Genomic DNA, 19894 nt, shown 5'->3' with positions numbered 1-19894 from the left:
CGAGAAGCTCACTGCCTTGACCTTCAGAAGAGGCCCGCGCGGGCACCGACGCCGGCGTGCCGCCCGCTCTTCTCCCCGCCGGCCCATCGGATGGGTCCCTAGGGCCTGTCGTTTGGATCTCCGCGGCGTCGCGTCGCCCGGCACGCACATCTGCTGCGTTCTCGTCGGTCACCGACGCTCCGCGTCGACTCCCTCCTCCGCCTTGCAGTTGCACGCACCGGACCCCGCTCCTTCTCCCACGGAGATCCAAACGACAGGCCCTAGGCGACCCCGGGCTCCGGGAGGAAGCGGGCCGGGTCGAAGTGGCTCAGGTCGGTGGCGGTCCCACCCCGGACGGCGAGTTCGGCCATCAGGTGTCCGATCGCCGGGGCCATCTTGAAGCCGCGGCCGGAGAACCCGGCGACGACGACCTCCGGTGTGCCGGGCAGCGGGCCGAGGACGGGCTGTCCGTCGGGGGTGGAACCGTCCATGTAGACGTTGAGGCGGGTGGGGTGGGCGAGCAGCCCCGGGAAGTGCTCGGTGACCAGGTCCGGCAGGCCGCCGAGTTCGAAGGCGCAGAGCCTGCCGGTGGGCGACCCGTTCGGCGGCGACGTCGCTCTGGGGCCGATCATCGACGCCGGTCAGCGCGACAAGATCCACCGCCTGGTCACCGGAAGCGTCTCCCAGGGAGCCAGGCTCGCGGCGGGCGGCACCCACGAGGGCCTCTTCTACCGCCCGACGGTACTGGCGGACATGGCGCTGACGGCGCCGGCCTTCACCGAAGAGGTCTTCGGCCCGGTGGCGCCGGTCACACGCGTCAGGTCGGTGGAGGACGCGGTCAGGATCGCGGCGGACAGCGAGTACGGGCTGTCGCTCGGCATCGTGACCAGGGACGTGATGCGCGGTCTGGCGGTGGCCGAGCAGATCCCCACCGGGATCGTGCACATCAACGACCAGACGGTGAACGACGAGGCGGTGGCGCCGTTCGGCGGGGTGAAGGCATCGGGTACGGGCTCCCGTTTCGGCGGTGCGACCGCGAACATCGAGGCATTCACCGAGACCCGCTGGATCACCATGCGCGGTAGTGCCGCTCGCTACCCCTTCTGACCGGGTGTCCCGGCCACCCGGCGCAGCCCGCCGCCGGGTACGTCGAACCGGCCCGGGACGCGACGACGCCGGCCAGGTCCGCCTGTGCCGGCGTCGTCTTCCGTTCAGTGGGAGGTCCGGCCGCGGGGCGCGGTCAGTGCAGTTCGATGTCGAGGCGTGCGCGCAGTTCGTCGACGGTCAGGCCGTAGGTCCTGAGCACGTGGACGCCGTCGGGGCGCAGGTCGAAGGTGGCGACCTCGGTGTAGACCCTGCTGACGCAGGCGACGCCGGTGAGCGGGTAGGTGCAGTGCGGGACCAGCTTGGGTGCGCCGGACTTCGTGAAGAGCGTCATCATCACGTAGACGTCCTTCGCCCCGATGGCGAGGTCCATCGCTCCGCCCACGGCGGGGATGTCGTCGGGCTTGCCGGTGTGCCAGTTGGCCAGGTCGCCTCGTTCGGAGACCTGGTAGGCGCCGAGCACGCAGACGTCCAGGTGGCCGCCGCGCATCATGGCGAAGGAGTCGGCGTGGTGGAAGTACGCGGCACCGGGCAGTTCGGTGACGGGGACCTTGCCGGCGTTGGTGAGGTCGGGATCGATCAGGTCGCCCTCGGCCTTGGGCCCCATGCCGAGCATGCCGTTCTCGGTGTGGAGGACCACGCCGAGGTCCGCGGGCAGGTGGTCGGCGATCCGGGTCGGCTGGCCGATTCCGAGGTTGACGAAAGCCCCGGCGGGGATGTCCCGGGCGATCACGGCGGCCAGTTCGTCCACGCCGAGCGGTCGGTCCGCGGCCACCGGTACGCCGCCTGTGGTGGACGGGCCGGTCGCGGCGGTGGCGTCGGTGCTCATCGTGCCCCCTGGACGGTGTAGTGACGGGACGGCACCGGGACGATGCGGTCGACGTAGAGGGACGGTGTGACGACGGCTTCCGGGTCGAGGCCGCCGAGCGGGACGACCTCGTCGACCTGGACGACCGTGGTCGCGGCGGCGGTCGCCATGACGGGTCCGAAGTTGCGGGCGGTCTTGCGGTAGACGAGGTTGCCCACCGGGTCTGCGCGGTGGGCGGCGATCAGGGCGTAGTCGCCCTTGATCGGGTATTCCAGGAGGTAGTCGCGTCCGTCGATGGTGCGGGTCTCCTTGCCCTCGGCGAGCGGGGTTCCGACCGCCGTCGGGCAGTAGAACGCGCCGATCCCGGCGCCGGCGGCGCGCATCCGCTCGGCGAGGTTGCCCTGGGGCACGACCTCCAGCTCGACCTTGCCCTCGCGGTAGAGAGCGTCGAAGACGTAGGAGTCGGTCTGCCGCGGAAAGGAGCACAGGACCTTGCGGACCCGCCCCGCCGCCAGCAGGGCCGCCAGGCCCACGTCGCCGTTGCCGGCGTTGTTGGAGACGATCGTCAGGTCCTTGGCGCCCTGCCGTATGAGGGCGTCGATGAGGTCGAACGGCATGCCGGCCAGGCCGAAGCCCCCGACGAGCACGGTCGAGCCGTCCTCGATCCCGGCGACGGCCTCGTCGGTCGATTCCAGCACGACGGCGCGGCTCACTTCGACGCCTCCGGGTTCTCCAGGACGACGGCCAGCCCCTGGCCGACTCCGATGCAGATCGCTGCCACGCCGTACCGCTCGCCGCGCTCCTTCAGGACCGCGGCCAGCGTCGCGAGGACCCGGCCGCCGGAGGCGCCCAGCGGGTGCCCGATCGCGAGGGCCCCGCCGCGCTGGTTGACGACGCCGGGGTCGCGCAGGCCGTCCTTCAGCCAGGCGTCGACGCAGGCCAGTGACTGGACGGCGAATGCCTCGTTGAGCTCGACGGCTCCCACCTGGTCCCAGGTGATCCCGGCGCGGGCGAGCGCCCGGCCGGCCGCCTCGACCGGCGCGTAGCCGAAGTCCTGCGGGTCCAGCGCGGCCGCGCCCCTGCCGGCGATCCGGGCGAGCGGGTCGCGGCCGACGGCCGCTGCCGCCGCCTCGCTGCCCAGCAGCACCGCGGAGGCGCCGTCGGAGAGCGGGGAGGCATTGCCCGGGGTGATGGTGCCGTCGGGCCGGAACGAGGGTTTGAGGGCGGCGAGCTTCTCGGTGGTCGAGTCCGGACGGATGCCCTCGTCGCGGAGGAGGCCGGCGACCGGGGTGACGAGTGTGTCGTAGAAGCCGTCCTGCCACGCCTGGTGTGCGAGCCGGTGGGAGCGGACGGCGAACTCGTCCTGGCGCTCGCGGGAGATGCCGAAGCGCTCCCGGAGCTGCTCGTTGCACTCCCCCAGCGGGACCGTCCACTCCTTGGGCATCCGCGGGTTGACCAGCCGCCAGCCCAGCGTCGTCGACACGGCGGTGACGTCGCCCGCCGGGAAGGCGCGTGACGGTTTGGGCAGCACCCACGGAGCCCTGGTCATCGACTCGGCCCCGCCGGCGAGGACGACTGCGGCGTCGCCGGTCTCGATCGCCCGGGAGCCGATCATCGCGGCGTCCAGACCCGAGCCGCAGAGCCGGTTGACGGTCGTGGCGGGCACGCTCGTCGGCAGCCCCGCCAGCAGCGCGGCCATCCGGCCGATGTTGCGGTTGTCCTCGCCGGCGCCGTTGGCGTTGCCCCAGACGACCTCGTCGATCGCGGTGGGGGCCAGCGACGGCGCCTGCGCGAGCACCGCGTTGACGGCGGTGGCGGACAGGTCGTCGGGCCGTTCGTCGGACAGGGCGCCGTTGTACCTGCCGAAGGGCGTGCGGACGGCGGCGTAGAGGAATGCGCTGCTCATGGCTCGACGCTAGACGCCCACGCCGATATCCGGAAGTATCAGTTCCGTCGTTGATTGAGATGCTGAGGATATGAATCTACGCCAGCTCCGGTATTTCGCCGCGGTCGCGGAAGAACGCCACTTCGGGCGCGCGGCCGCCCGGCTCCACATGGCCCAGCCGCCGCTGTCCCAGGCGATCCGGCAACTCGAGGGCGAGCTCGGGGTCGAGCTCTTCCACCGCACCACCCGCCGGGTGGACCTCACGGACGCCGGCCGCGCCTACCTCGACCGGGTGCGGGCGGTCCTCGCCGGGATCGACGAGGCCGCCGACCACGCCCGCCGGGTCGCCGCCGGCGTGGTCGGCCACCTCACACTCGGCTGCGTGGGCTCGGCCACGTACAGCCTGCTGCCGACGCTGTCGCGCCACCTCACCGCCGAACTGCCGGGCATCGACTTCGCCTTCCGCGGCGAGATGCTCGTGCCGGACCAGGTGGGGGCGCTGCACAGCGGCGCGATCGACGTGGCCCTGTTGCGTCCGCCCGCCGCCGATCCCGCGCTGTCGGTCCATGTCCTGCGCAGGGAGCGCCTGGTGGCGGCGCTCCCCGCCGAGCACGCGCTCGCCGCCGAGTCCCGGGTGCGGGCCGCCGACCTCGCCGGCGCCGACCTGATCGTGCACCTGGCGGACCGGCACTCGGTGATGCACGACGTCGTGCTCGACCTCCTGCGGGCCGCCGGCGTCGAGCCCTGCATCCGGCACGAGGTCGGGGAGACGTCCACCCTCGTCACCCTCGTCGCCGGCGGCCTGGGGGTCGCGGTCGTGCCCGAGCCGGTCACGGCACTCGCTCTCAGCGGTGTGGTCTACCGGCCCCTCGCGGGATCGGCGTCGATCGAACTGGCCGTCGCGCACCGTGCGGACCGCCGAGAGCCGCACCTGGCCCGGGCGGTGGAGGTCATCCGCGGTCTGTTCTGAACCCCCCGGCGGGCGTCAGCCCTCGGCCAGGACCCGTGCGGCGACACCGAATGCGGTGTTGGCCGCCGGCACCCCGACATAGACCGCCGACTGCAGCAGCACCTCGACGATCTCCTCCCGGGAGAGCCCGTTGGTGAGCGCGGCCCGCAGGTGGAACTCCAGTTCCTCGAAGTGGCGTCCGGCCACCAGCGCGGTCAGCACGGCGATCGAGCGGTCCCGCCGGGCCAGGCCCGGGCGTGTCCAGACCGACCCCCACGCGTACCGCGTGATGAACTCCTGGAAGTCCCGGGTCACGTCACCGGTCCGCTCGATCGCGCGATCGACGTGGGCGTCTCCGAGGACCGCGCGGCGCACTTTCATGCCGGCCTCGTGCACGGGGTCGCGGGCCGGTACGCGGACGAAGAAGTCGGTGAGCAGGTCGGCGACCGTGCGCGGCGCCTCGGCCGGGGCGAGGTGGGCCACGCCGTCGAGTTCCACGAACCGCCCGCCGGGTACGGCCGCCGTCTCCTCCCGGAGCACCGCGGCCGGGGTCGCGGCGTCGTGGCTGCCTCCCAGGGCGAGGACCGGCACGCCGATCGCGGACAGCCGGCCGCGGATGTCGAACGCGGCCAGGGCCTCGCAGACGAGGGCGTAGCTTTCCCGGTCGGCGTCCTGGAGCGAGCGCAGCAGGGCCGTGCCGGCTTCGGGTTCGCGCTCCAGGAACCCCGGGGCGAACCAGCGCTTGGCGGACATCTCCACCACGGCCGGCGTGCCCATGGAGCGCACCCGCGCCGCCCGCTCGTGCCACGACCGGTCGCTGCCGATCCGCGCACCGGTGCACAGCACCGCGGCTCCCGTCAGCCGGTCCGGTGCGTCGAGGGCGAGTTGCAGTCCGACCGCGCCGCCGACCGAGTCGCCGGCGTAGCCGAAGGTGACCGCGCCCAGCGTGCGGTCGACGGCCTCGACCACCCCGGCGGCCAGATCGGCGATGGTGAAGGGGTCCTGCACGGGCGTGCCGCTGCCGTGGCCGGGCAGTTCCCAGCCGACGACGTGGAACCGCTCGCCGAGATGGGCGGCGGCACGGCTCCACAGCGCGGTGACGGAGGTGCCGAGCGACGGCCCCACCACGAGGGTGGGGCGCCCCTCGGCGCCTGCCAACTGGACGAGGGAGAGCTTCACGGGAGGTCCTTCCACAGGCGGCGGGCGCGCCCGAGTGCTGCGTCGGCGAGGGCGTCGGCCGCGCCGAGGTAGGGGCCCTGACCGCCGCCCATGCTGCACTGCTCGGCGGTCAGCTGGGAGGCTTCCTGGCCGGCCCGCGCGGTCATCCGGTCCGCGTCGACCACGAGGCCCTCCACCAGTGCGGCGGCCTGCGAGGCGGCCACGACGCTGCGCCGTGCCAGGAGCCGCAGGGTGTCCCACTCGGCGTGCCAGGCGCCGTCCGGCCGCTCGTCGACGTAGCAACCGGCGGCGGTGTGCAGGGTCGCGGCCAGACCGGGCGCCGCCAGGGCGTGCCGGCGCAGCAGGACGGACAGCACCGGGTTGCTCTTGCCGGGCATGGTCGAGGAGCCGCCGCCGTCGGCCTCGCGCAATTCGCCCAGCTCCGGGCGGGACAGCAGGGCCACGTCCCCGGCGATCCGGCCCCAGGCGTCCGCGCAGGCCACGAGCGCGTCGGCGTGCTCCGTCAGGACGGAGCGCTCGGTGTGCCACGGCGCCGACACCGGCAGACCCAGCCGACCGGCGGTGTCCTCGACCAGCCGCAGTGCCCCGTCGGGGCCGCCGGCGAGGGCGTCCGACGCGGCCAGGGTGCCGGCGGCGCCCCCGAGCTGCACGGGCAGCGGGGCGCACCTGGTGAGCCGGTCGGCGGCCGCGGTCACCCCGTTCAGCCAGGTGGCGGCCTTCAGCCCGAAGGTGATCGGCACGGCGTACTGCGTCAGGGTGCGCCCGGCCATGACGGTCCCGCGATGGGCGCGGACCAGTCCGGCCAGTGCGGCGGCCTGGCGGGACAGCGCCCCTTCGACGGCGCGCACGGCGTCGCGCAGGCACAGCACGAGGGCGGTGTCGAGCACGTCCTGCGACGTCAGGCCCCGGTGGACGTCGCGCGATTGCCGGCGCAGCGCCGACACCAGGGGGATGACCGGGTTGCCGCCCGACTCCGCGCCGGCCGCGACGACGTCGGCGTCCGGCGCGACCAGGGACACCGGCGCCGCGAGCCCGGCGCCGGCCAGCGCGTCCAGCCAGGCCTGCTCGACACGGACCATGGCGGCGAGGAACGCGGCGTCGGTGAAGATGTCGCCGGCCCGCTCGCCGCCCGGCCACAACAGATCAGCCATGGGTCAGGAAAACCGTCTCGCGCTCGCCCTGGAGGTGGATGTCGAACCGCAGTCCGTCGGGTTCCTTCACGGCGACCAGGGAATCACGTTCTCCGGCCGGCAGCGACGACAGCAGCGGATCGGCCGCGTTGGCGGGGTGGCCGGGCAGGTAGGCGCGGGTGAAGAGGCGGTCGAGCAGCCCGCGGGCGAAGACGGTGACCGCGAAGAACGGGGCCCTGCCCTCGTCGGTGGCGCCGGGCAGCACCGTGGAGAACGAGTAGTGGCCGGTCCGGTCGGCCTCGCACCGGCCCCAGCCGGTGAAGGTCCAGCCGTCGCGGTGCAGCGAGCCCGGCTCCCGCGGGACGTTGCCCTGCGCGTCGGGCTGCCAGATCTCCACGAGCGCCTCCCGGATCGGCTCACCGGCGCCGTCGAAGAGGGTGCCGTGCAGCCGGATCGCGTCGGCGCGGCCGGCGGGCACGAGTTCGCTGTCGCCGTCGTAGGGAAGCGCGTAGCCGAAGAAGGGGCCGACCGTCTGTCCGGGGGTGATCACTGCGCAGCCTCCTCGGGCTCCATCAGGGTGCGGCCGCTGCCGGTGAGGACGACGTCCCAGCGGTAGCCGGTGCTGAACTCGGGCACCGTCAGGTCGTGGTCATAGGTGGCCACGAGCGCGTCGCGCGCCTTCTGGTCGGTGATCGACTGGTAGATCGGGTCGAGCGCGAAGAGCGGATCACCGGGGAAGTACATCTGGGTCACGAGCCTCTGGGTGAACGCGTTCCCGAAGATCGAGAAGTGGATGTGCGCGGGCCGCCAGGCGTTGCGGTGGTTGCCCCACGGATACGGTCCCGGCTTGATGGTCAGGAAGCGGTAGGACCCGTCCGCTCCGGTGAGGCAGCGGCCGACGCCGGTGAAGTTGGGATCGAGCGGCGCCGGGTGCTGCTCGTGCTTGTGGATGTAGCGGCCGGCGGCGTTGGCCTGCCAGATCTCGACGAGTTGGCCGGCGACCGGCCGCCCGTCGCCGTCGACGATCCGGCCGGACACCGTCATCCGCTCGCCGATCGGCTCGCCGGAGAAGTCCGGCTCGGGCCCGCGGCCGGCCCCGATGGTGAGGTCGGCCTCCAGCGCGTGCACGTCGCGGTGGCCGAAGCAGGGAGCCCAGCGCTCGATCGTCTCGGGGTCGGCGTGCCGGGGGTTCTTGGTCGGGTGGCGCAGGACGCTGGAACGGTACGGCGGATAGTCGATCCGCGGCTGCGGCACGGCGTCCTGGCCGGGGGCCGCTGCTATCTCGGCGATCTCGGCCGAGATCTGCGCTTGGGTGGTGAAGCTCATAGCCGTCACCCTGGCGCCGCCGCGGTGTCCGCATCCACTCTGGACTTCCACTGAGCGGAAGGAGGCCCCGATGTCGACGCCTTCCGTCACCGCGCGCGTCTTCGCGCTCCTGGGGGCCTTCGGCGAGCGCCACCGGACCCTGCGGCTGACCGACATCGCGACCCGGTCCGGCCTGCCGCTGAGCACCACGCACCGGCTGGCCGCGGAACTGGTGGCGTGCGGAGCCCTGCGCCGTCTCGACACCGGCGCGTACGTCGTCGGCCGGCGGCTGTGGGACCTCGGCATGCTCGCCCCGGTCCAGACCGGTCTGCGCGAGGCCGCCTCGCCGTTCCTGCACGACCTCTACGGGGCGACCCTGGAGACCGTGCACCTGGCGGTCCGCGACGGGACCGAGGTGCTGTACGTCGACCGGCTCGCGGGCCACGCGTCGGTCCCGATCGTGAGCACCATCGGCTCGCGCCTGCCCCTGTACTGCACCGGGGTCGGCAAGGTCCTGCTCGCGTACGGGCCCGCCGAGGTGCGGCAGACGGTCCTGGGCGAGCGGCTGCGCCGGTTCACGCCGTATACGGTGACGGCGCCGGCGCGGCTGCGGCAGCAGCTCGACCGCGTGCGCGCCGACGGCTTCGCCACGACCGTCGAGGAGATGTCACTGGGCGCCTGCTCGGTCGCCGTACCGGTCGTTGTCGCCGACCGCGTCGTGGCCTCCGTCGGCTTTGTCGTGCCCGACCTGCGGCGCACCCGCCCGCGGCTGGTGGCGGCCCTGCGTGTCGCCGCCCGGGGAATCGCCCGCAGCCTCGCGTGACGACGCCGCAGCACTCTGAGTCGGGGGCCGCGCGCGGCGGTGCCTGCGTTCGGGACCCAGCGCGGCGCGGCCAGCGAGCGCTCCGAGGCGTGCGGCTGGTCCGGCGTTTCCCGCCGCCCACCGCAACGGCTGTCCCGCCGTGCCGGCGCACGGATCGTCGTCCTCCTGCTCCAGCTCGCCGGCGGTCCGTCGCCGTCGGGGTTTCGGTCACGCCGGCGGTGTCGGGTCCGGGGTCGTGTGGAGGCCGTTCAGGAGCATGTCGAGGCCGGTGACGAACTGGTCGCGGTCGTCGTGGCCGCGCAGGTCCTCCACGGCGCCGGCCAGGAAGGGGTACTCACCGGGGTCGAGGCTGCTCCAGCGCTCGCCGGCCCGGGCGAGGAAGTCCTCCCGGCTGGTGACCGCGCCGACGGTGACGGCCGGCGCGATGATGCGGGCGCCGACTCCGGTGACGTAGTAGAAGATCACCGTGGAGACGGCGAACTGCCGCTCCGCGGGCAGCCCGGTGCGCGCGACGAGCGTGCCGATGCGATCGAGCAGGCGCAGCCCGTGGTGCAGGGCGGTGGGCGCGGTGAGGTGGGAGGCGGCCCACGGGTGCTGGTCGAGGCCGTCGAAGACGGCGATGCCCAGCGCGCGCAGCGCGGAGCCGGCGCCTTCCGCGGGGAGCTGAGCCGCGGCCATGGCGTGGCCGAGCACCTGGTCGGCGGCCAGCGCCACGAGCTCGTCCTTGTTCGCCACGTGCCAGTACAGGGCGCCGGTGCCGGTCTGCAGCCGTTCGGCGAGCAGCCGGAAGGTGAGTCCTCGCTCGCCGAGTTCGTCCAGCAGGGTGATCGCCGCGCCGACGACGACCTCCTGTGAGAGGGCGTCGGCGCGCCCTCCGGCGGGTGCTCTTCCTCGTGTCCGTGGCATGACCTCATTTTGACACGCCTAGAACGGCGTTCCATAATCTTTATGGAACGCCGATCCATAATGGCCCGGTACGGCCCAGTGCCGCCCGTGCGGGAAAGAGGAAGCCCATGAACACCGCCCACCACCCGATCGCCGTCGTCGGCGCCGGCCTCGGCGGCCTGACCCTCGCCCGGGTACTGCACGTCCACGGCATCCCCGCGACCGTCTACGAGGCCGACCCCTCCGCCGCATCCCGCGCGCAGGGCGGCCAGCTCGACATCCACGAGGAGGACGGGCAACGCGCGTTGGCCGACGCCGGCCTCACCGAGGAGTTCCGCTCGATCATCCACGAGGGCGCCGAGGCGATGCGCATCCTCGACCAGCACGGCAAGGTGCTCTTCGACCAGCCGGACGACGGCACGGGGCGGCGCCCCGAAGTGCTCCGCGGAGACCTGCGCCGCATCCTGCTCGACTCCCTCCCCGACCAGACGGTCCAATGGGGACGCAAGGTCACCGGCGTCCGGCCGCTGGGCGAGGGCCGGCACGAGCTGGCGTTCACGGACAGCGCGACCGTGACCAGCGCTCTGCTGGTCGGCGCCGACGGCGCCTGGTCGAAGGTCCGGCCGCTGCTGTCGAACGCCGAGCCGCGGTACACCGGCACCACCTTCATCGAGACCTACCTCCACGACGCCGACGAGCGGCACGCCGCGACGGCCGAGGCGGTCGGAGCCGGCGCGATGTGCGCGCTGGCACCGGGTGCGGGAATCGCCGGGCACCGCGAGGCGGGAAACGTCCTGCACACCTACGTCGAGCTGAACCGATCCGCCGAGTGGGTCGCCGGCATCGACTTCACCGACGCCGCCACCGCCACCGCCCGCGTCGCGGCCGAGTTCGACGGATGGGCACCCGAACTCACCGCACTGATCACCGACGGCGAGACCGCGCCGGTCGCGCGCATGATCCACACGCTCCCCGACGGACACCGGTGGGAACGCGTCCCCGGCGTGACGCTCCTGGGCGACGCCGCACACCTGATGCCGCCGTCCGGCGACGGCGCGAACCTGGCGATGTTCGACGGCGCCGAACTCGGCAAGGCCATCGCCACTCACCCCGACGACATCCACGCGGCTCTCACCGCCTACGAAGAGGCCCTGTTCGCCCGCACCGAACCCTTCTACGCCCAGGCACACGCCATGCTGGACCTTCTGCTCGGCGACCGCGCACCGTTCGGCTTCGTCGAACTGTTCACCGCCGCCGAGCAGACTCAGTGACCTCCGCACCCGGGTGCTCGGGGGTGGCGAAGGCGTCCCGGCCGCTGACGGATTTGAAGGAGCCGCTCGGGGTGCCGGAGATGCTGGACGCCTTCAAGCTGCGGCTGGACGGGAAAGCGGCTCTCGGAGCGACGGCGACGCCGCAAGCGCAAGACCTTCGTCGCGGCCTTGAACTACGCGGTGCACCGCTGGACTTCGCAGAGAAGCCGGTGAGCACGGTGAAGTGGGAGAACCCACGGTGGCCGCCGAGGCCCACCCGCGCGCGGTGGCGCCCCTTGCAAGCTGCTCGGCTCTCATCCGGCTTGAGGTGGAGATGTCCACCACCACGGCGCCTGCGAGGTCGCCGTCGGGCTCCCGGACGGGACGCGACTGCACGCCGCCGACCGCGGTCGGCTTCCGCTCGCCCACCGCCCTGGTAGGCCGATCACCGGCCGTCCCCGCGGACTGGTCCCGGAGCGGCGCGATGTCAGCCCGGTCGTCGGGCAGGGACGGGCGCCATGGGCGCGCCGCACCAGGGCGCCGGCCGGGCTGCTCGCCGGAGGCCGCGGCACCGTCCCGCGGCGCCCCTCCCCTGCCGGCAGGGCCACGCCGCCCGCTCCTGGCGGCGGGGCGGGCGGGACGTATCCGATCAACTGGATCGGCTCGTCAGAGCGACGCCCCCTCACCAGTCGGGGAACCGAACCCGACGGACTCATCGCCGAGTTCGTCGACCAGGGCCAGGCCCTTCTCGGCCCAGGCGATCTCGGCATCCGCGCGCTCGGCCAGACCCTGGTAGACGTGCACCTTGTAGCGGACGATGGCCTGGTGCCGCCCTGGAGGGGCCTGGTCCAGCCGGGCCCGCAGGAGATCGCTCTCGTGCCGTTCCAGGCGGCGCGCCTCCTGCCGCCAGTACTCGCCCATCCGCGCGTAGTGGTCACGGTGCAGACGGAAGTGGCGCCGGGCGCCCTCCGGGTCGGTGTACTCCAGGTACGTGGTACGCAGCAGGCCGGAGTCGCGCAGGGCGGGGGGCTCCTCGGGGGCGCCGACCCAGGCTGCCAGCTCGTCGCGCCCGGCGCCGGTCAGCCCGTAGGCGCGCTTGACCGCGCGGGCCTCCGGGCCGCCGCGCGGCTGCTCCTCCGCGGTGACCAGGCCGTCCGCCTCCATCTTGCGCAGCTCGGTGTAGACCTGCGGATGGGTGGCGTGCCAGACGCGATGCGCGGAGGCGTCGAAGAGCCGGGCCAGTTCGTAACCGGTCCTCGGCCCCGAATCGAGCAGGCCCAGCAGTGCGTGGCGCAGCGACACTCCGACTCCATCTCCCGCGGCCTTCTGTACGTAAGGCGTTACGTAAGCGTTGACATAAACATTGGGGCACGCCTAGCGTACGCGGCACCCACCGCTCCTTCAATGAGGAGGGACATCCCCATGGCAGCTCCGAATACTGTCAACGGCCGGTTGGCCGTGGGCACGCTGACCTATCTCGGCTTCGCCCTGCAACTGGTGCAGGTCGGCCTGATCCCGCTGCTGCCGTCGATCGGCCGCTCGCTGCACGCCTCGGCCACGGCGACCTCCTGGGTCCTCACCTCGGGTCTGCTGTCCGGCGCGATCTTCCTGGCGGTGCTGTCCCGGCTGGCCGACATCATCGGCAAGAAGACCGCGATCCTGATCGCCATGGCCCTGGTCGTCGTCGGCTGCACCCTGTGCACGTTCGCGGAGAACCTGCCGCTGCTGATCACCGGCCGCGTGCTGATCGGCGCCCAACTGCCCATGCTCGCCCTGCCCGAGGCGGTTGCCGGCGACACCCTGCCGCCCGCCCGCGCGCACACCGCGATCAGCGCGATCCACGTCGGCACCGGCCTCGGCATCTCCGGCGGCCTGCTGCTGGGCGCGCTGACCGGCCGGCAGGAGAACGGCTGGCACGTCTACTTCGCCGTCGGCGCGGTGGCCGGGCTGATCGGCCTGGTGGCCACCGCCCTCACCGTCCGGGACTCGCCGCTGCGCGCCGCCGGCCGCCTCGACGTGCCGGGTGCACTGCTCCTCGCGGTCGCGCTGGGCGCGTTCCTGCTGGGCCTGAGCGAGGGCCCCACCTGGGGCTGGTCCTCGGCGGCGGTACTCGCCCTGCTGGTGGGCGGCGTCGCGGTCGGCGCGGTCTGGTGGCGCTACGAACGCTCCACGCGCACACCGCTGATCGACGTCGGCTACTTGACCAGACCGGCTGTGGCGCTCCCCTACCTGATGACCTTCCTGATCGCGGTGGGCATCTACGGCTCGCTGTCGGCCGTCACCCGCCTCGCCCAGACCCCGTCCGCCACCGGTTTCGGCTACGGCTGGAGCGCGCTGGCCGCCGGCTGGTTCGCCCTGCCGCAGGCCCTCGGCAGCGTCGCCGGCATCGTGGTGCTGCGCCGGCTGCGTCCGCGCGGACTGGTGCTGACCGCGGCGGTGGGCTTCGCCGCCATCTGCGTCGGATTCCTCGGCTTCGCCGCGGGCCACGCGGTGCCACTGGTCGAACTGGTCGCACTCGGCTTCGACGCCATGGGGCTCGCGGTCACCCTGGCCGCCACCCAACTCCTGGTGCTGCGCGCGGTGGCGCCCGCGGAGTCCGGCGTGGCCCTGGGCCTGTCCGTCGTGATGTACGCGGTCGGCAACTCGGCCGGCAGCGCCATCGCCGGCGTCCTGTTCACCTCGCTCACCACCCCCGCCGGGCTGCCCGCCCTCGCGTCCTACCTGACCGGATTCGCCGTCTGCGGGGCCTGCGCCCTGCTCGCGCTGCTGCTGTGCGTGCCCCTGGCCCGCCGTACCGGCGCGCCCCGCACCGGCCCCACCATGGAGGTGTCCTACCCGTGACCCACCGACTCCGCCTCTCCTTCGCCTGCGGCGACTACGACCGGATGCGCGCCCTTCAGGACGGCCGGGTGCGACCGGAAGGCATCGACCTCACCTTCCTTCCGCTCGGCGTCGAGGAGACCTTCTACCGCCAGCTGCGCCACCGCGAGTTCGACGTCAGCGAACTCAGCCTCTCCAGCTACGCGATGACGCTCGATCGGGACGACCCGCCGTTCGTGGCGCTGCCGGTCTTCCCGTCCCGCTTCTTCCGCCACCAGTCCATCTACGTCAACTCCCGCAGCGGTATCGAGTCTCCGGCCGACCTGGTCGGCAAGCGGGTGGGCATCCCCGAGTACCAGATGACCGCGGCCGTGTGGCAACGCGGGATCATGGCCGAGGAGTACGGCGTCCCGGTCGAGTCGGTGCGCTACTTCACCGGCGGGATCGAGCAGCCGGGCCGGCCGGAGAAGCTCCCGCTCGACCTGCCGGACTCGGTCCGGATCACCCCGCTCGGAGCCGGCCAGACGCTGTCCCGGATGCTGGCGGACGGCGAGATCGACGCGATCTACAGTGCCAGCCAGCCGTCGTGCATGGGCCGCGAGCCCCATATCCGCCACCTCTTCGAGGACTTCGCGGCCGAGGAGCGCGCCTACTACGCCCGCACCGGGATCTTCCCCATCATGCACGTCGTGGCCGTACGCCGGGAGATCGCCGAGCGGCACCCCTGGGTGGCCCGCTCCCTGACCAAGGCGTTCGAGGAGTCGCTGGACATCGCCTACGCGGACCTGCGCTACCGCAGCGCCCTGAAGGTCATGCTGCCGTGGCTGCAGGAGCACCTCGCCGCCACCGTGGAAGCCCTCGGGGAGGGCTGGTGGGACTACGGCCTGGAGCGCAACCGCAAGGCACTGGAGACCTTCGCCCGCTACCAGCACGAGCAGCACCTGGTGAAACACCGGCGCACCGCGGAGGAACTGGTGCTCGCCGCCGCCTCCGACACCTTCGTCCTGTAGCCGCCCGGCTTGGTGGTCCCGACCTGCGGCGAGCGGCGTCCGCCCGCGCCGCTCCGCTCGCCGGCAGGCGGCCTCCGCCGAAACGATACGTACACGCCACCCCGTCGCGAACTACTTCTTCAACCAGTACGACACCTCCCTCCAGCCCACCATGTCCGGCGCCGGCGTGGCCGCCTTCGGGCCGGTGGCCCGCCTCGACAAGGCCGCGTACGAGCGGACCTACCCCTGCCGGATCACGGGGACCGGGGCCGCGCGCAGGCCGGTCGGACGGCGGCGGCTGCCCGCCACGTACGGTGGCTCGGGCACCAGACGCAACAGCAAGTCACCGAAGCCCAGGACTGACCGACGCGGAGGGCCTCGGGGAGAAAGTCCTGCAGTTCTGCAAGGGAAGGCCCATGACCACCGCAGCACCCGATACCGCGCCCGATACCGTAGCCCTCGGCTGCCGCATCCTCGCCTTCCGGGGCCTGGCCGCCGACATCCTCGGCCACATCTCCGTACGCACCGGCGACGGCGACGGCCTCCACGTCCGCTGCCGCGGCCCGCGGGAACGCGGTCTGCTCTTCACCGAGCCGGGGGACGTCCACCCGGTGGCGCTGTCCGGGGAACCGGAAGTGCCCGAGGGCTACCGGGTGCCCAACGAACTGCCCATCCACCGTGAGGTCCTGCGGGCACGGCCGGACGTGTCCGCGGTCGTCCACGTGCATCCGCCCCACGTGGTCGCCGCAGACCTTGCGGGCCTCCCGCTGCGTCCGATCGTCGGCGCCTACGACATCCCCGCCATGCGGATGGCCCTGGACGGTATCCCGGTCTACCCGCGCGGTGTGCTGGTCACGCGGCCGGAACTCGGGCGGGAGGTGGCCGAGGCGCTCGGAGACCGACCGGTGGCGATCCTGCGCGGCCACGGAATCGTCGCCACCGGGACCAGCGTCGAGCAGGCGGTGGTCCGCGCGTTGGCCGTGGAGACCCTGGCGGTGATGACGCTCCGCAGCGCCGCCGGCCCGCGGCTGCCCGAGGTGCTGCCTCCCGAGGACATCGCCGAACTGCCCGACCTGGGCTCCGCGTTCTTCGACACCCTGGTCTGGAACAGCCACCTCGCCGCCCTCGATCACGCAGGGCTGTCCTTGAGCCGCGAGCCGGACACCGGCAGGGGTTAGGTCTTCGCCGTGCGCGTCCCGGTGGTTGCGCGCTCGGTCGGCCGAGTCGGCCGGAAGAATCAGGATACGCGCAGCTCAGCGCGCATGTCGGCGCGATGGCCCGCTGCGCCGACGCCGCTGACCTGCCCGCCGACGGCTACCCGCGGCGGCTACCACCGGGAGGCTACGGCGCCAGCAGCGGGAGCAGGACCTCGTCGACCACGGCCCTGACCTCCTCGTCCGGGACGGAACCGCGGTCGATCGACTCGGCCACGATCAGCCGCGGGCCCACCGAGGCGGTGCGGACGGTGGCCCGCTCCGGGGCGGCCTGGCCACGGTCGACGGCGGCGCGGATGCAGTCCAGCAGCAGTGCCCGGTGCGGAAGCACGACCTGGTCCATGATCCGGGCGAACAGCTCGGGGTGGCGCGGGCGCTGGGTCAGCAGGGGCCGCAGCGCCCGCCCGCGCGGCTCGTCCAGCACCCGGGCGAACCTGGTGAGCAGGAACAGCAGGTCGCCGCGCAGGGTGCCGGTGTCTGGCGCCGTGAGCCGGCCGAGTCCCGCGTCCTCGTCCTTCAGCGCGTCCAGGACGAGTTCCGCGGTGGTGCTCCAGCGGCGGTACAGCACGGACTTCCCGGTGCCGGCCCGCGGCGCGATCTTCTCGAAGCTCAGCTCCTCGAAGCTGCTCGCGGCCAGCTCCTCCAGCGTCGCCCGGTAGATCGCCCGGGTCAGCTCCGCGCCGCGCCGGCGGGTTCCCGGGGCCCTGCCCGGCGGCGGGGTGGGGGCTGCTGGAGAGGCGGTCACCCTCCCCGTTATAGCCCCTGATCTCTGCGCACGTCGATCGGCAGCGGGGTGTAACGTGGCTTTAAGAAACCAAATCGTTCTCTATTTACAGGAGCAGCACACCATGGGCACACGCCTCGAGGACCGCGCGGCCATCGCCGACCTGATGACCGCCTGGATTCACCGCGACCTGAGCGAGTGGGACCGGTTGCGCGACCTCTTCCACCCGGGCGCCACCGTCGAGATCACCTGGTTCGACGGCCTGGCCACCGACTTCGTCGACGGATCGGCGCGCATGGGCGCGTCCGCCCTGCGCACCAAGCACGTCATCGCGGGGCCCTCGATCACCTTCAACGGCGACCGCGCCCTGGTGGAGACCAACGCGATGGTCCTCGCCGAGAACACCGACCTGGAACTCGGCGCCACCGCGCACAACCGCTTCTGGGACCAGGTGGAGAAGCGCGACGGCGAGTGGCGCATCGCCAAGCGCCAGAGCTTCTACGACATGAGCTACTTCAACTTCCTGACCAAGGTCCACGAGATCGACGAGAAGGCGGTACGCGGCTTCCCGCGCGAGTACGCCGCACTGGCCTACCTGCTGGTGAAGTCCGGCTTCCCGATCGTGCGGGAGTTCCCCACCCGCGGCAGCGCCCTGGAGGCCGACATCAAGGCCGCCGGCCACGCCTGGCTCGACGCGTCCTGATCCCCCGCACCCGGCCCCCGGAGGGCTCCCGCCGGCCCCCGACCGGCCCCGGGGGCGTACGCCGGTGGGCGCGGGCGGTCGGGCAGAGGTACAGAAACCGCCGGATGCGCCCGCCCGCGCCGGGGTGGCCTGCGTCACAACTCGGCCACCGGTGAGCGCTGTTGAGCGGTGGGCGGCCACCGCGGACCGGCGAGCGGCCCGCCGGCACCGCGCCCGCGCCCGCCGGCGCCGCCCGCGGCGGCGGCGCGGGCCGGGCGCGGCGGTGTTCCCGCCGCGACGGGCGGGCCGGAGTGCTCCCGGGGGTGACCACGCCGTTTGGCTCCTGCGGCCCCCGCGCGGCCGGCCGGCACCCGGGGCCCGGTGCCGGGGCCCCCGGCGCCCCGGAGATCGATTTCCGGAAACACGCGATCACCGCGGCAGTTGATCGAATTCACGCACCGGAATCCGGAATCTCTCCCTAGGCCACTACCGGCCATTCACGCAACGACCGGAACCTGCGGGAATCGGTTTTCACTTCCCCCGGGCTGGCTTATGTTGGGTGCCGTCCCGCCGACTTTATTGATTCAGTCGCGCGCTCTGATCAGTATTTCTCCGGCCGACACGGAAGAGCATCTTGCGGACGGGACCGACCGTTTGAGGGGGCTGCCCTCGGCAGCGATACGCCCCCGACCGTCCTGAGACGCGGGAGGAATTGATGAACGATTCCCGAGCGACCTTCTGCCGGCGCGCGCACAGCCACCCGCGCCCTTTGTTCCCGCCCTTCCGCGCGGCGTGTTGTCCCCGCACCCGGGCGTGACCGCCGCGCGCCCGGACCGGGCCGCGTCAGGCCCGCATCCTCAGCTGCCCTGACCTCGTCGGCAGCCGTACTCCGCACGTTCCGGTTGCCGCTGCGCCGTGCCCGCCGAGGGCGCGGCCGCCGGCCGCGTACCGGACGCGGGAACCCGCGGCGCACCGCCGCCCCTGTTGATCCCCCTGGAGCACCACGAAGGAGTGTGCTCGACAGCATGACCGACTCCGTGCAGAACAGTCCCGCCGCGGGGGCCGCCGCGGACCTCGCCCCGCCGGACAGCGCCGACCACGCCGACGGCACCGACAGCACCCCTGCCTGGTCGTCGCCGTCCGCCCGGCTGGCCCTGGCGTCCTTGCAGACCAGGGCGTGGGAGCTCAGCCGCCTGGCCGAGGAGACCGCCGAGGCGCTGGCCCGGGCCGGGACGCCGCAGTCCGACGGCTTCACCGACATCGCCCGGCGCTCGATCCCGCGCTGGCACTTCCCGATGCTGAATGACACCGAGCGGAACGAGGCGCTGGCCCTGGCGCTGCACAAGCAGATCCCGTCCGGGTCCCTGGTGCTGGAGATCGGCACCGGGACGGGGTTCCTGGCGATGGCGGCGGTCAAGGCCGGCGCCGGACACGTCGTCACCTGCGAGGAGAACCCGCTGATGGCGGAGATCGCCCGGCAGACGATCGCGCGGCACGGCATGTCCGACGCCGTCACCGTGGTCCCCCGGCGCTCCACCGCGCTGTCGGTCGGCGGGGAGCTGCCGCGCCGCGCGGACGTGCTCATCTCGGAGATCGTCGACTGCGGGCTGGTCGGCGAGGGGCTGTTCCCCGCCGTCCGGCACGCGCGCGAGCACCTGCTGGCGCCGGGCGGACTGATGCTGCCGGCCGGCGCGCAGCTGCACGGCCAGCTCATCGAGAGCGCCGCGGTGGCCGGGCTCAACCGGGTGCGGTCCGCCGCCGACTACGACGTGTCCTTGATGAACACGGTCGCCACCCCGGGCCACTTCCCCGTACGCCTGAACACCTGGCCGCACCGCACGCTGTCGCAGCGGGCGCCCCTGGCGCGGTGGGACCTGCGCGCGGCGCCGCTGCTGCCCGGTTCGCGGCGGGTGTCGCTGCCGGTGACGGACGGCGGCCGGGCCGACGGGCTCGTCGTGTGGTTCGCGCTGGACTACGGCGAGGGCATCGTGCTCGGCAACGAGCCGGAGAAGACCGCCTCGCACTGGTCCCAGGCCCTCGTCCCGCTCGACGGGAGCGCGGTGCTGCGCCCGGGCGGGCTGTTCGACCTCGAACTGTCCTGGTCCGACAGCCGCCTGACGGCCCGCTAGCCGCTGTCCCCGCACCTGCACCCCGCACACCGCACACCC

19 protein-coding genes and 1 pseudogene are annotated in these 19894 nt (G+C 73.1%); 9 read left to right on the top strand and 11 right to left on the bottom strand.

Annotated features, from left to right (window positions below):
- Positions 1-260 precede the first annotated feature (260 nt).
- Positions 261-611 (bottom strand): FAD-dependent oxidoreductase, encoded by a 351-nt coding sequence (locus AC3EVP_RS06550; protein ID WP_435127088.1) that lies wholly within the window; start codon positions 609-611, stop codon positions 261-263.
- On the opposite strand from AC3EVP_RS06550, the pseudogene AC3EVP_RS06545 reads away from it, so the two are divergent.
- Positions 544-1086 (top strand): annotated as a pseudogene (locus AC3EVP_RS06545) (aldehyde dehydrogenase family protein); the annotation flags it as partial. The gene AC3EVP_RS06550 and the pseudogene AC3EVP_RS06545 sit on opposite strands and share 68 nt — an antisense overlap.
- 133 nt (positions 1087-1219) lie before the next feature.
- Here AC3EVP_RS06545 and AC3EVP_RS06540 read toward each other — a convergent pair.
- The 3 genes from AC3EVP_RS06540 to AC3EVP_RS06530 are packed head-to-tail and all read right to left on the bottom strand — an operon-like array spanning position 1220 to position 3797.
- Positions 1220-1912, bottom strand: coding sequence for a 3-oxoacid CoA-transferase subunit B (locus tag AC3EVP_RS06540; protein ID WP_435127086.1), 693 nt, complete (start codon positions 1910-1912; stop codon positions 1220-1222).
- The gene (locus tag AC3EVP_RS06535; RefSeq protein WP_335972399.1) at positions 1909-2604 is read right to left on the bottom strand and encodes a 3-oxoacid CoA-transferase subunit A; all 696 of its coding nucleotides are present in this window, start codon (positions 2602-2604) and stop codon (positions 1909-1911) included. The genes AC3EVP_RS06540 and AC3EVP_RS06535 overlap by 4 nt, the downstream gene beginning before the upstream one ends.
- Complete coding sequence (locus tag AC3EVP_RS06530; protein WP_435127084.1) at positions 2601-3797, bottom strand: thiolase family protein; 1197 nt, start codon at positions 3795-3797, stop codon at positions 2601-2603. Before AC3EVP_RS06530 ends, AC3EVP_RS06535 begins: the two co-directional genes overlap by 4 nt.
- Before the next feature lie 70 nt (positions 3798-3867).
- On the opposite strand from AC3EVP_RS06530, the gene AC3EVP_RS06525 reads away from it, so the two are divergent.
- Positions 3868-4746, top strand: coding sequence for a LysR substrate-binding domain-containing protein (locus tag AC3EVP_RS06525; protein WP_435127082.1), 879 nt, complete (start codon positions 3868-3870; stop codon positions 4744-4746).
- A gap of 15 nt (positions 4747-4761) precedes the next feature.
- Here AC3EVP_RS06525 and pcaDC read toward each other — a convergent pair whose 3' ends face one another.
- The 4 genes from pcaDC to pcaH are packed head-to-tail and all read right to left on the bottom strand — an operon-like array spanning position 4762 to position 8360.
- Entirely contained in the window at positions 4762-5904 is a 1143-nt protein-coding gene (gene pcaDC, locus AC3EVP_RS06520) for a bifunctional 3-oxoadipate enol-lactonase/4-carboxymuconolactone decarboxylase PcaDC (protein WP_435127080.1), read from the bottom strand.
- Positions 5901-7055, bottom strand: a complete 1155-nt coding sequence (locus AC3EVP_RS06515) for a lyase family protein (RefSeq protein ID WP_435127078.1) — start codon at positions 7053-7055, stop codon at positions 5901-5903. Before AC3EVP_RS06515 ends, pcaDC begins: the two co-directional genes overlap by 4 nt.
- Complete coding sequence (gene pcaG, locus AC3EVP_RS06510) at positions 7048-7584, bottom strand: protocatechuate 3,4-dioxygenase subunit alpha (RefSeq protein WP_435127076.1); 537 nt, start codon at positions 7582-7584, stop codon at positions 7048-7050. Before pcaG ends, AC3EVP_RS06515 begins: the two co-directional genes overlap by 8 nt.
- Positions 7581-8360 carry a protocatechuate 3,4-dioxygenase subunit beta gene (gene pcaH, locus AC3EVP_RS06505; RefSeq protein WP_335972405.1) on the bottom strand — a complete coding sequence of 260 codons (780 nt, stop codon included), beginning with the start codon at positions 8358-8360 and terminating at the stop codon, positions 7581-7583. Before pcaH ends, pcaG begins: the two co-directional genes overlap by 4 nt.
- Positions 8361-8430: 70 nt before the next feature.
- Here pcaH and AC3EVP_RS06500 point away from each other — a divergent pair, with 70 nt between their 5' ends.
- Positions 8431-9162 (top strand): IclR family transcriptional regulator, encoded by a 732-nt coding sequence (locus AC3EVP_RS06500; RefSeq protein ID WP_435127073.1) that lies wholly within the window; start codon positions 8431-8433, stop codon positions 9160-9162.
- A gap of 207 nt (positions 9163-9369) precedes the next feature.
- On the opposite strand, the gene AC3EVP_RS06495 is transcribed toward AC3EVP_RS06500, so the two are convergent.
- Positions 9370-10068 carry a TetR/AcrR family transcriptional regulator C-terminal domain-containing protein gene (locus AC3EVP_RS06495; protein ID WP_435127071.1) on the bottom strand — a complete coding sequence of 233 codons (699 nt, stop codon included), beginning with the start codon at positions 10066-10068 and terminating at the stop codon, positions 9370-9372.
- A gap of 107 nt (positions 10069-10175) precedes the next feature.
- On the opposite strand from AC3EVP_RS06495, the gene AC3EVP_RS06490 reads away from it, so the two are divergent.
- Positions 10176-11318 carry an FAD-dependent oxidoreductase gene (locus AC3EVP_RS06490; protein ID WP_435127069.1) on the top strand — a complete coding sequence of 381 codons (1143 nt, stop codon included), beginning with the start codon at positions 10176-10178 and terminating at the stop codon, positions 11316-11318.
- A 645-nt stretch (positions 11319-11963) separates the two neighbouring features.
- Here the strand turns inward: AC3EVP_RS06490 and AC3EVP_RS06485 are convergent.
- Entirely contained in the window at positions 11964-12599 is a 636-nt protein-coding gene (locus AC3EVP_RS06485; protein ID WP_435127067.1) for a PadR family transcriptional regulator, read from the bottom strand.
- A 120-nt stretch (positions 12600-12719) separates the two neighbouring features.
- Here AC3EVP_RS06485 and AC3EVP_RS06480 point away from each other — a divergent pair, with 120 nt between their 5' ends.
- The 3 genes from AC3EVP_RS06480 (at position 12720) to phtC (ending at position 16284) form a co-directional block, all read left to right on the top strand.
- Positions 12720-14138 carry an MFS transporter gene (locus AC3EVP_RS06480; protein WP_335972410.1) on the top strand — a complete coding sequence of 473 codons (1419 nt, stop codon included), beginning with the start codon at positions 12720-12722 and terminating at the stop codon, positions 14136-14138.
- Complete coding sequence (locus AC3EVP_RS06475; RefSeq protein WP_435127065.1) at positions 14135-15127, top strand: ABC transporter substrate-binding protein; 993 nt, start codon at positions 14135-14137, stop codon at positions 15125-15127. Before AC3EVP_RS06480 ends, AC3EVP_RS06475 begins: the two co-directional genes overlap by 4 nt.
- 395 nt (positions 15128-15522) lie before the next feature.
- Positions 15523-16284 carry a 3,4-dihydroxyphthalate decarboxylase gene (gene phtC / locus AC3EVP_RS06470; RefSeq protein ID WP_435127063.1) on the top strand — a complete coding sequence of 254 codons (762 nt, stop codon included), beginning with the start codon at positions 15523-15525 and terminating at the stop codon, positions 16282-16284.
- Between the two features lie 163 nt (positions 16285-16447).
- Here the strand turns inward: phtC and AC3EVP_RS06465 are convergent, their stop codons facing one another.
- Complete coding sequence (locus AC3EVP_RS06465) at positions 16448-17065, bottom strand: TetR/AcrR family transcriptional regulator (RefSeq protein ID WP_435127061.1); 618 nt, start codon at positions 17063-17065, stop codon at positions 16448-16450.
- Between the two features lie 103 nt (positions 17066-17168).
- Between AC3EVP_RS06465 and AC3EVP_RS06460 the strand changes: the two genes are divergently transcribed.
- Together AC3EVP_RS06460 and AC3EVP_RS06455 are read left to right on the top strand one after the other, a co-directional pair.
- Positions 17169-17747, top strand: coding sequence for a nuclear transport factor 2 family protein (locus AC3EVP_RS06460; RefSeq protein ID WP_435127059.1), 579 nt, complete (start codon positions 17169-17171; stop codon positions 17745-17747).
- 1004 nt (positions 17748-18751) lie between these two features.
- Positions 18752-19855 (top strand): class I SAM-dependent methyltransferase, encoded by a 1104-nt coding sequence (locus AC3EVP_RS06455; RefSeq protein ID WP_335972415.1) that lies wholly within the window; start codon positions 18752-18754, stop codon positions 19853-19855.
- The last annotated feature ends 39 nt before the right edge of the window (positions 19856-19894 follow it).

This window comes from Actinacidiphila sp. bgisy144 (assembly GCF_057708105.1).
This window is presented reverse-complemented; position numbering and strand designations above follow the sequence as displayed.

Bases quoted from the DNA above. Each gene is read 5' to 3' on its own strand.
- AC3EVP_RS06480 (WP_335972410.1), top strand. From the start codon at position 12,720: ATGGCAGCTCCGAATACTGTCAACGGCCGGTTGGCCGTGGGCACGCTG.
- AC3EVP_RS06495 (WP_435127071.1), bottom strand. From the start codon at position 10,068: ATGCCACGGACACGAGGAAGAGCACCCGCCGGAGGGCGCGCCGACGCC.
- AC3EVP_RS06460 (WP_435127059.1), top strand. From the start codon at position 17,169: ATGGGCACACGCCTCGAGGACCGCGCGGCCATCGCCGACCTGATGACC.
- AC3EVP_RS06525 (WP_435127082.1), top strand. From the start codon at position 3,868: ATGAATCTACGCCAGCTCCGGTATTTCGCCGCGGTCGCGGAAGAACGC.
- AC3EVP_RS06515 (WP_435127078.1), bottom strand. From the start codon at position 7,055: ATGGCTGATCTGTTGTGGCCGGGCGGCGAGCGGGCCGGCGACATCTTC.
- AC3EVP_RS06530 (WP_435127084.1), bottom strand. From the start codon at position 3,797: ATGAGCAGCGCATTCCTCTACGCCGCCGTCCGCACGCCCTTCGGCAGG.
- AC3EVP_RS06540 (WP_435127086.1), bottom strand. From the start codon at position 1,912: ATGAGCACCGACGCCACCGCCGCGACCGGCCCGTCCACCACAGGCGGC.
- AC3EVP_RS06490 (WP_435127069.1), top strand. From the start codon at position 10,176: ATGAACACCGCCCACCACCCGATCGCCGTCGTCGGCGCCGGCCTCGGC.
- pcaH (WP_335972405.1), bottom strand. From the start codon at position 8,360: ATGAGCTTCACCACCCAAGCGCAGATCTCGGCCGAGATCGCCGAGATA.
- AC3EVP_RS06550 (WP_435127088.1), bottom strand. From the start codon at position 611: ATGATCGGCCCCAGAGCGACGTCGCCGCCGAACGGGTCGCCCACCGGC.
- AC3EVP_RS06500 (WP_435127073.1), top strand. From the start codon at position 8,431: ATGTCGACGCCTTCCGTCACCGCGCGCGTCTTCGCGCTCCTGGGGGCC.
- AC3EVP_RS06455 (WP_335972415.1), top strand. From the start codon at position 18,752: ATGACCGACTCCGTGCAGAACAGTCCCGCCGCGGGGGCCGCCGCGGAC.
- phtC (WP_435127063.1), top strand. From the start codon at position 15,523: ATGACCACCGCAGCACCCGATACCGCGCCCGATACCGTAGCCCTCGGC.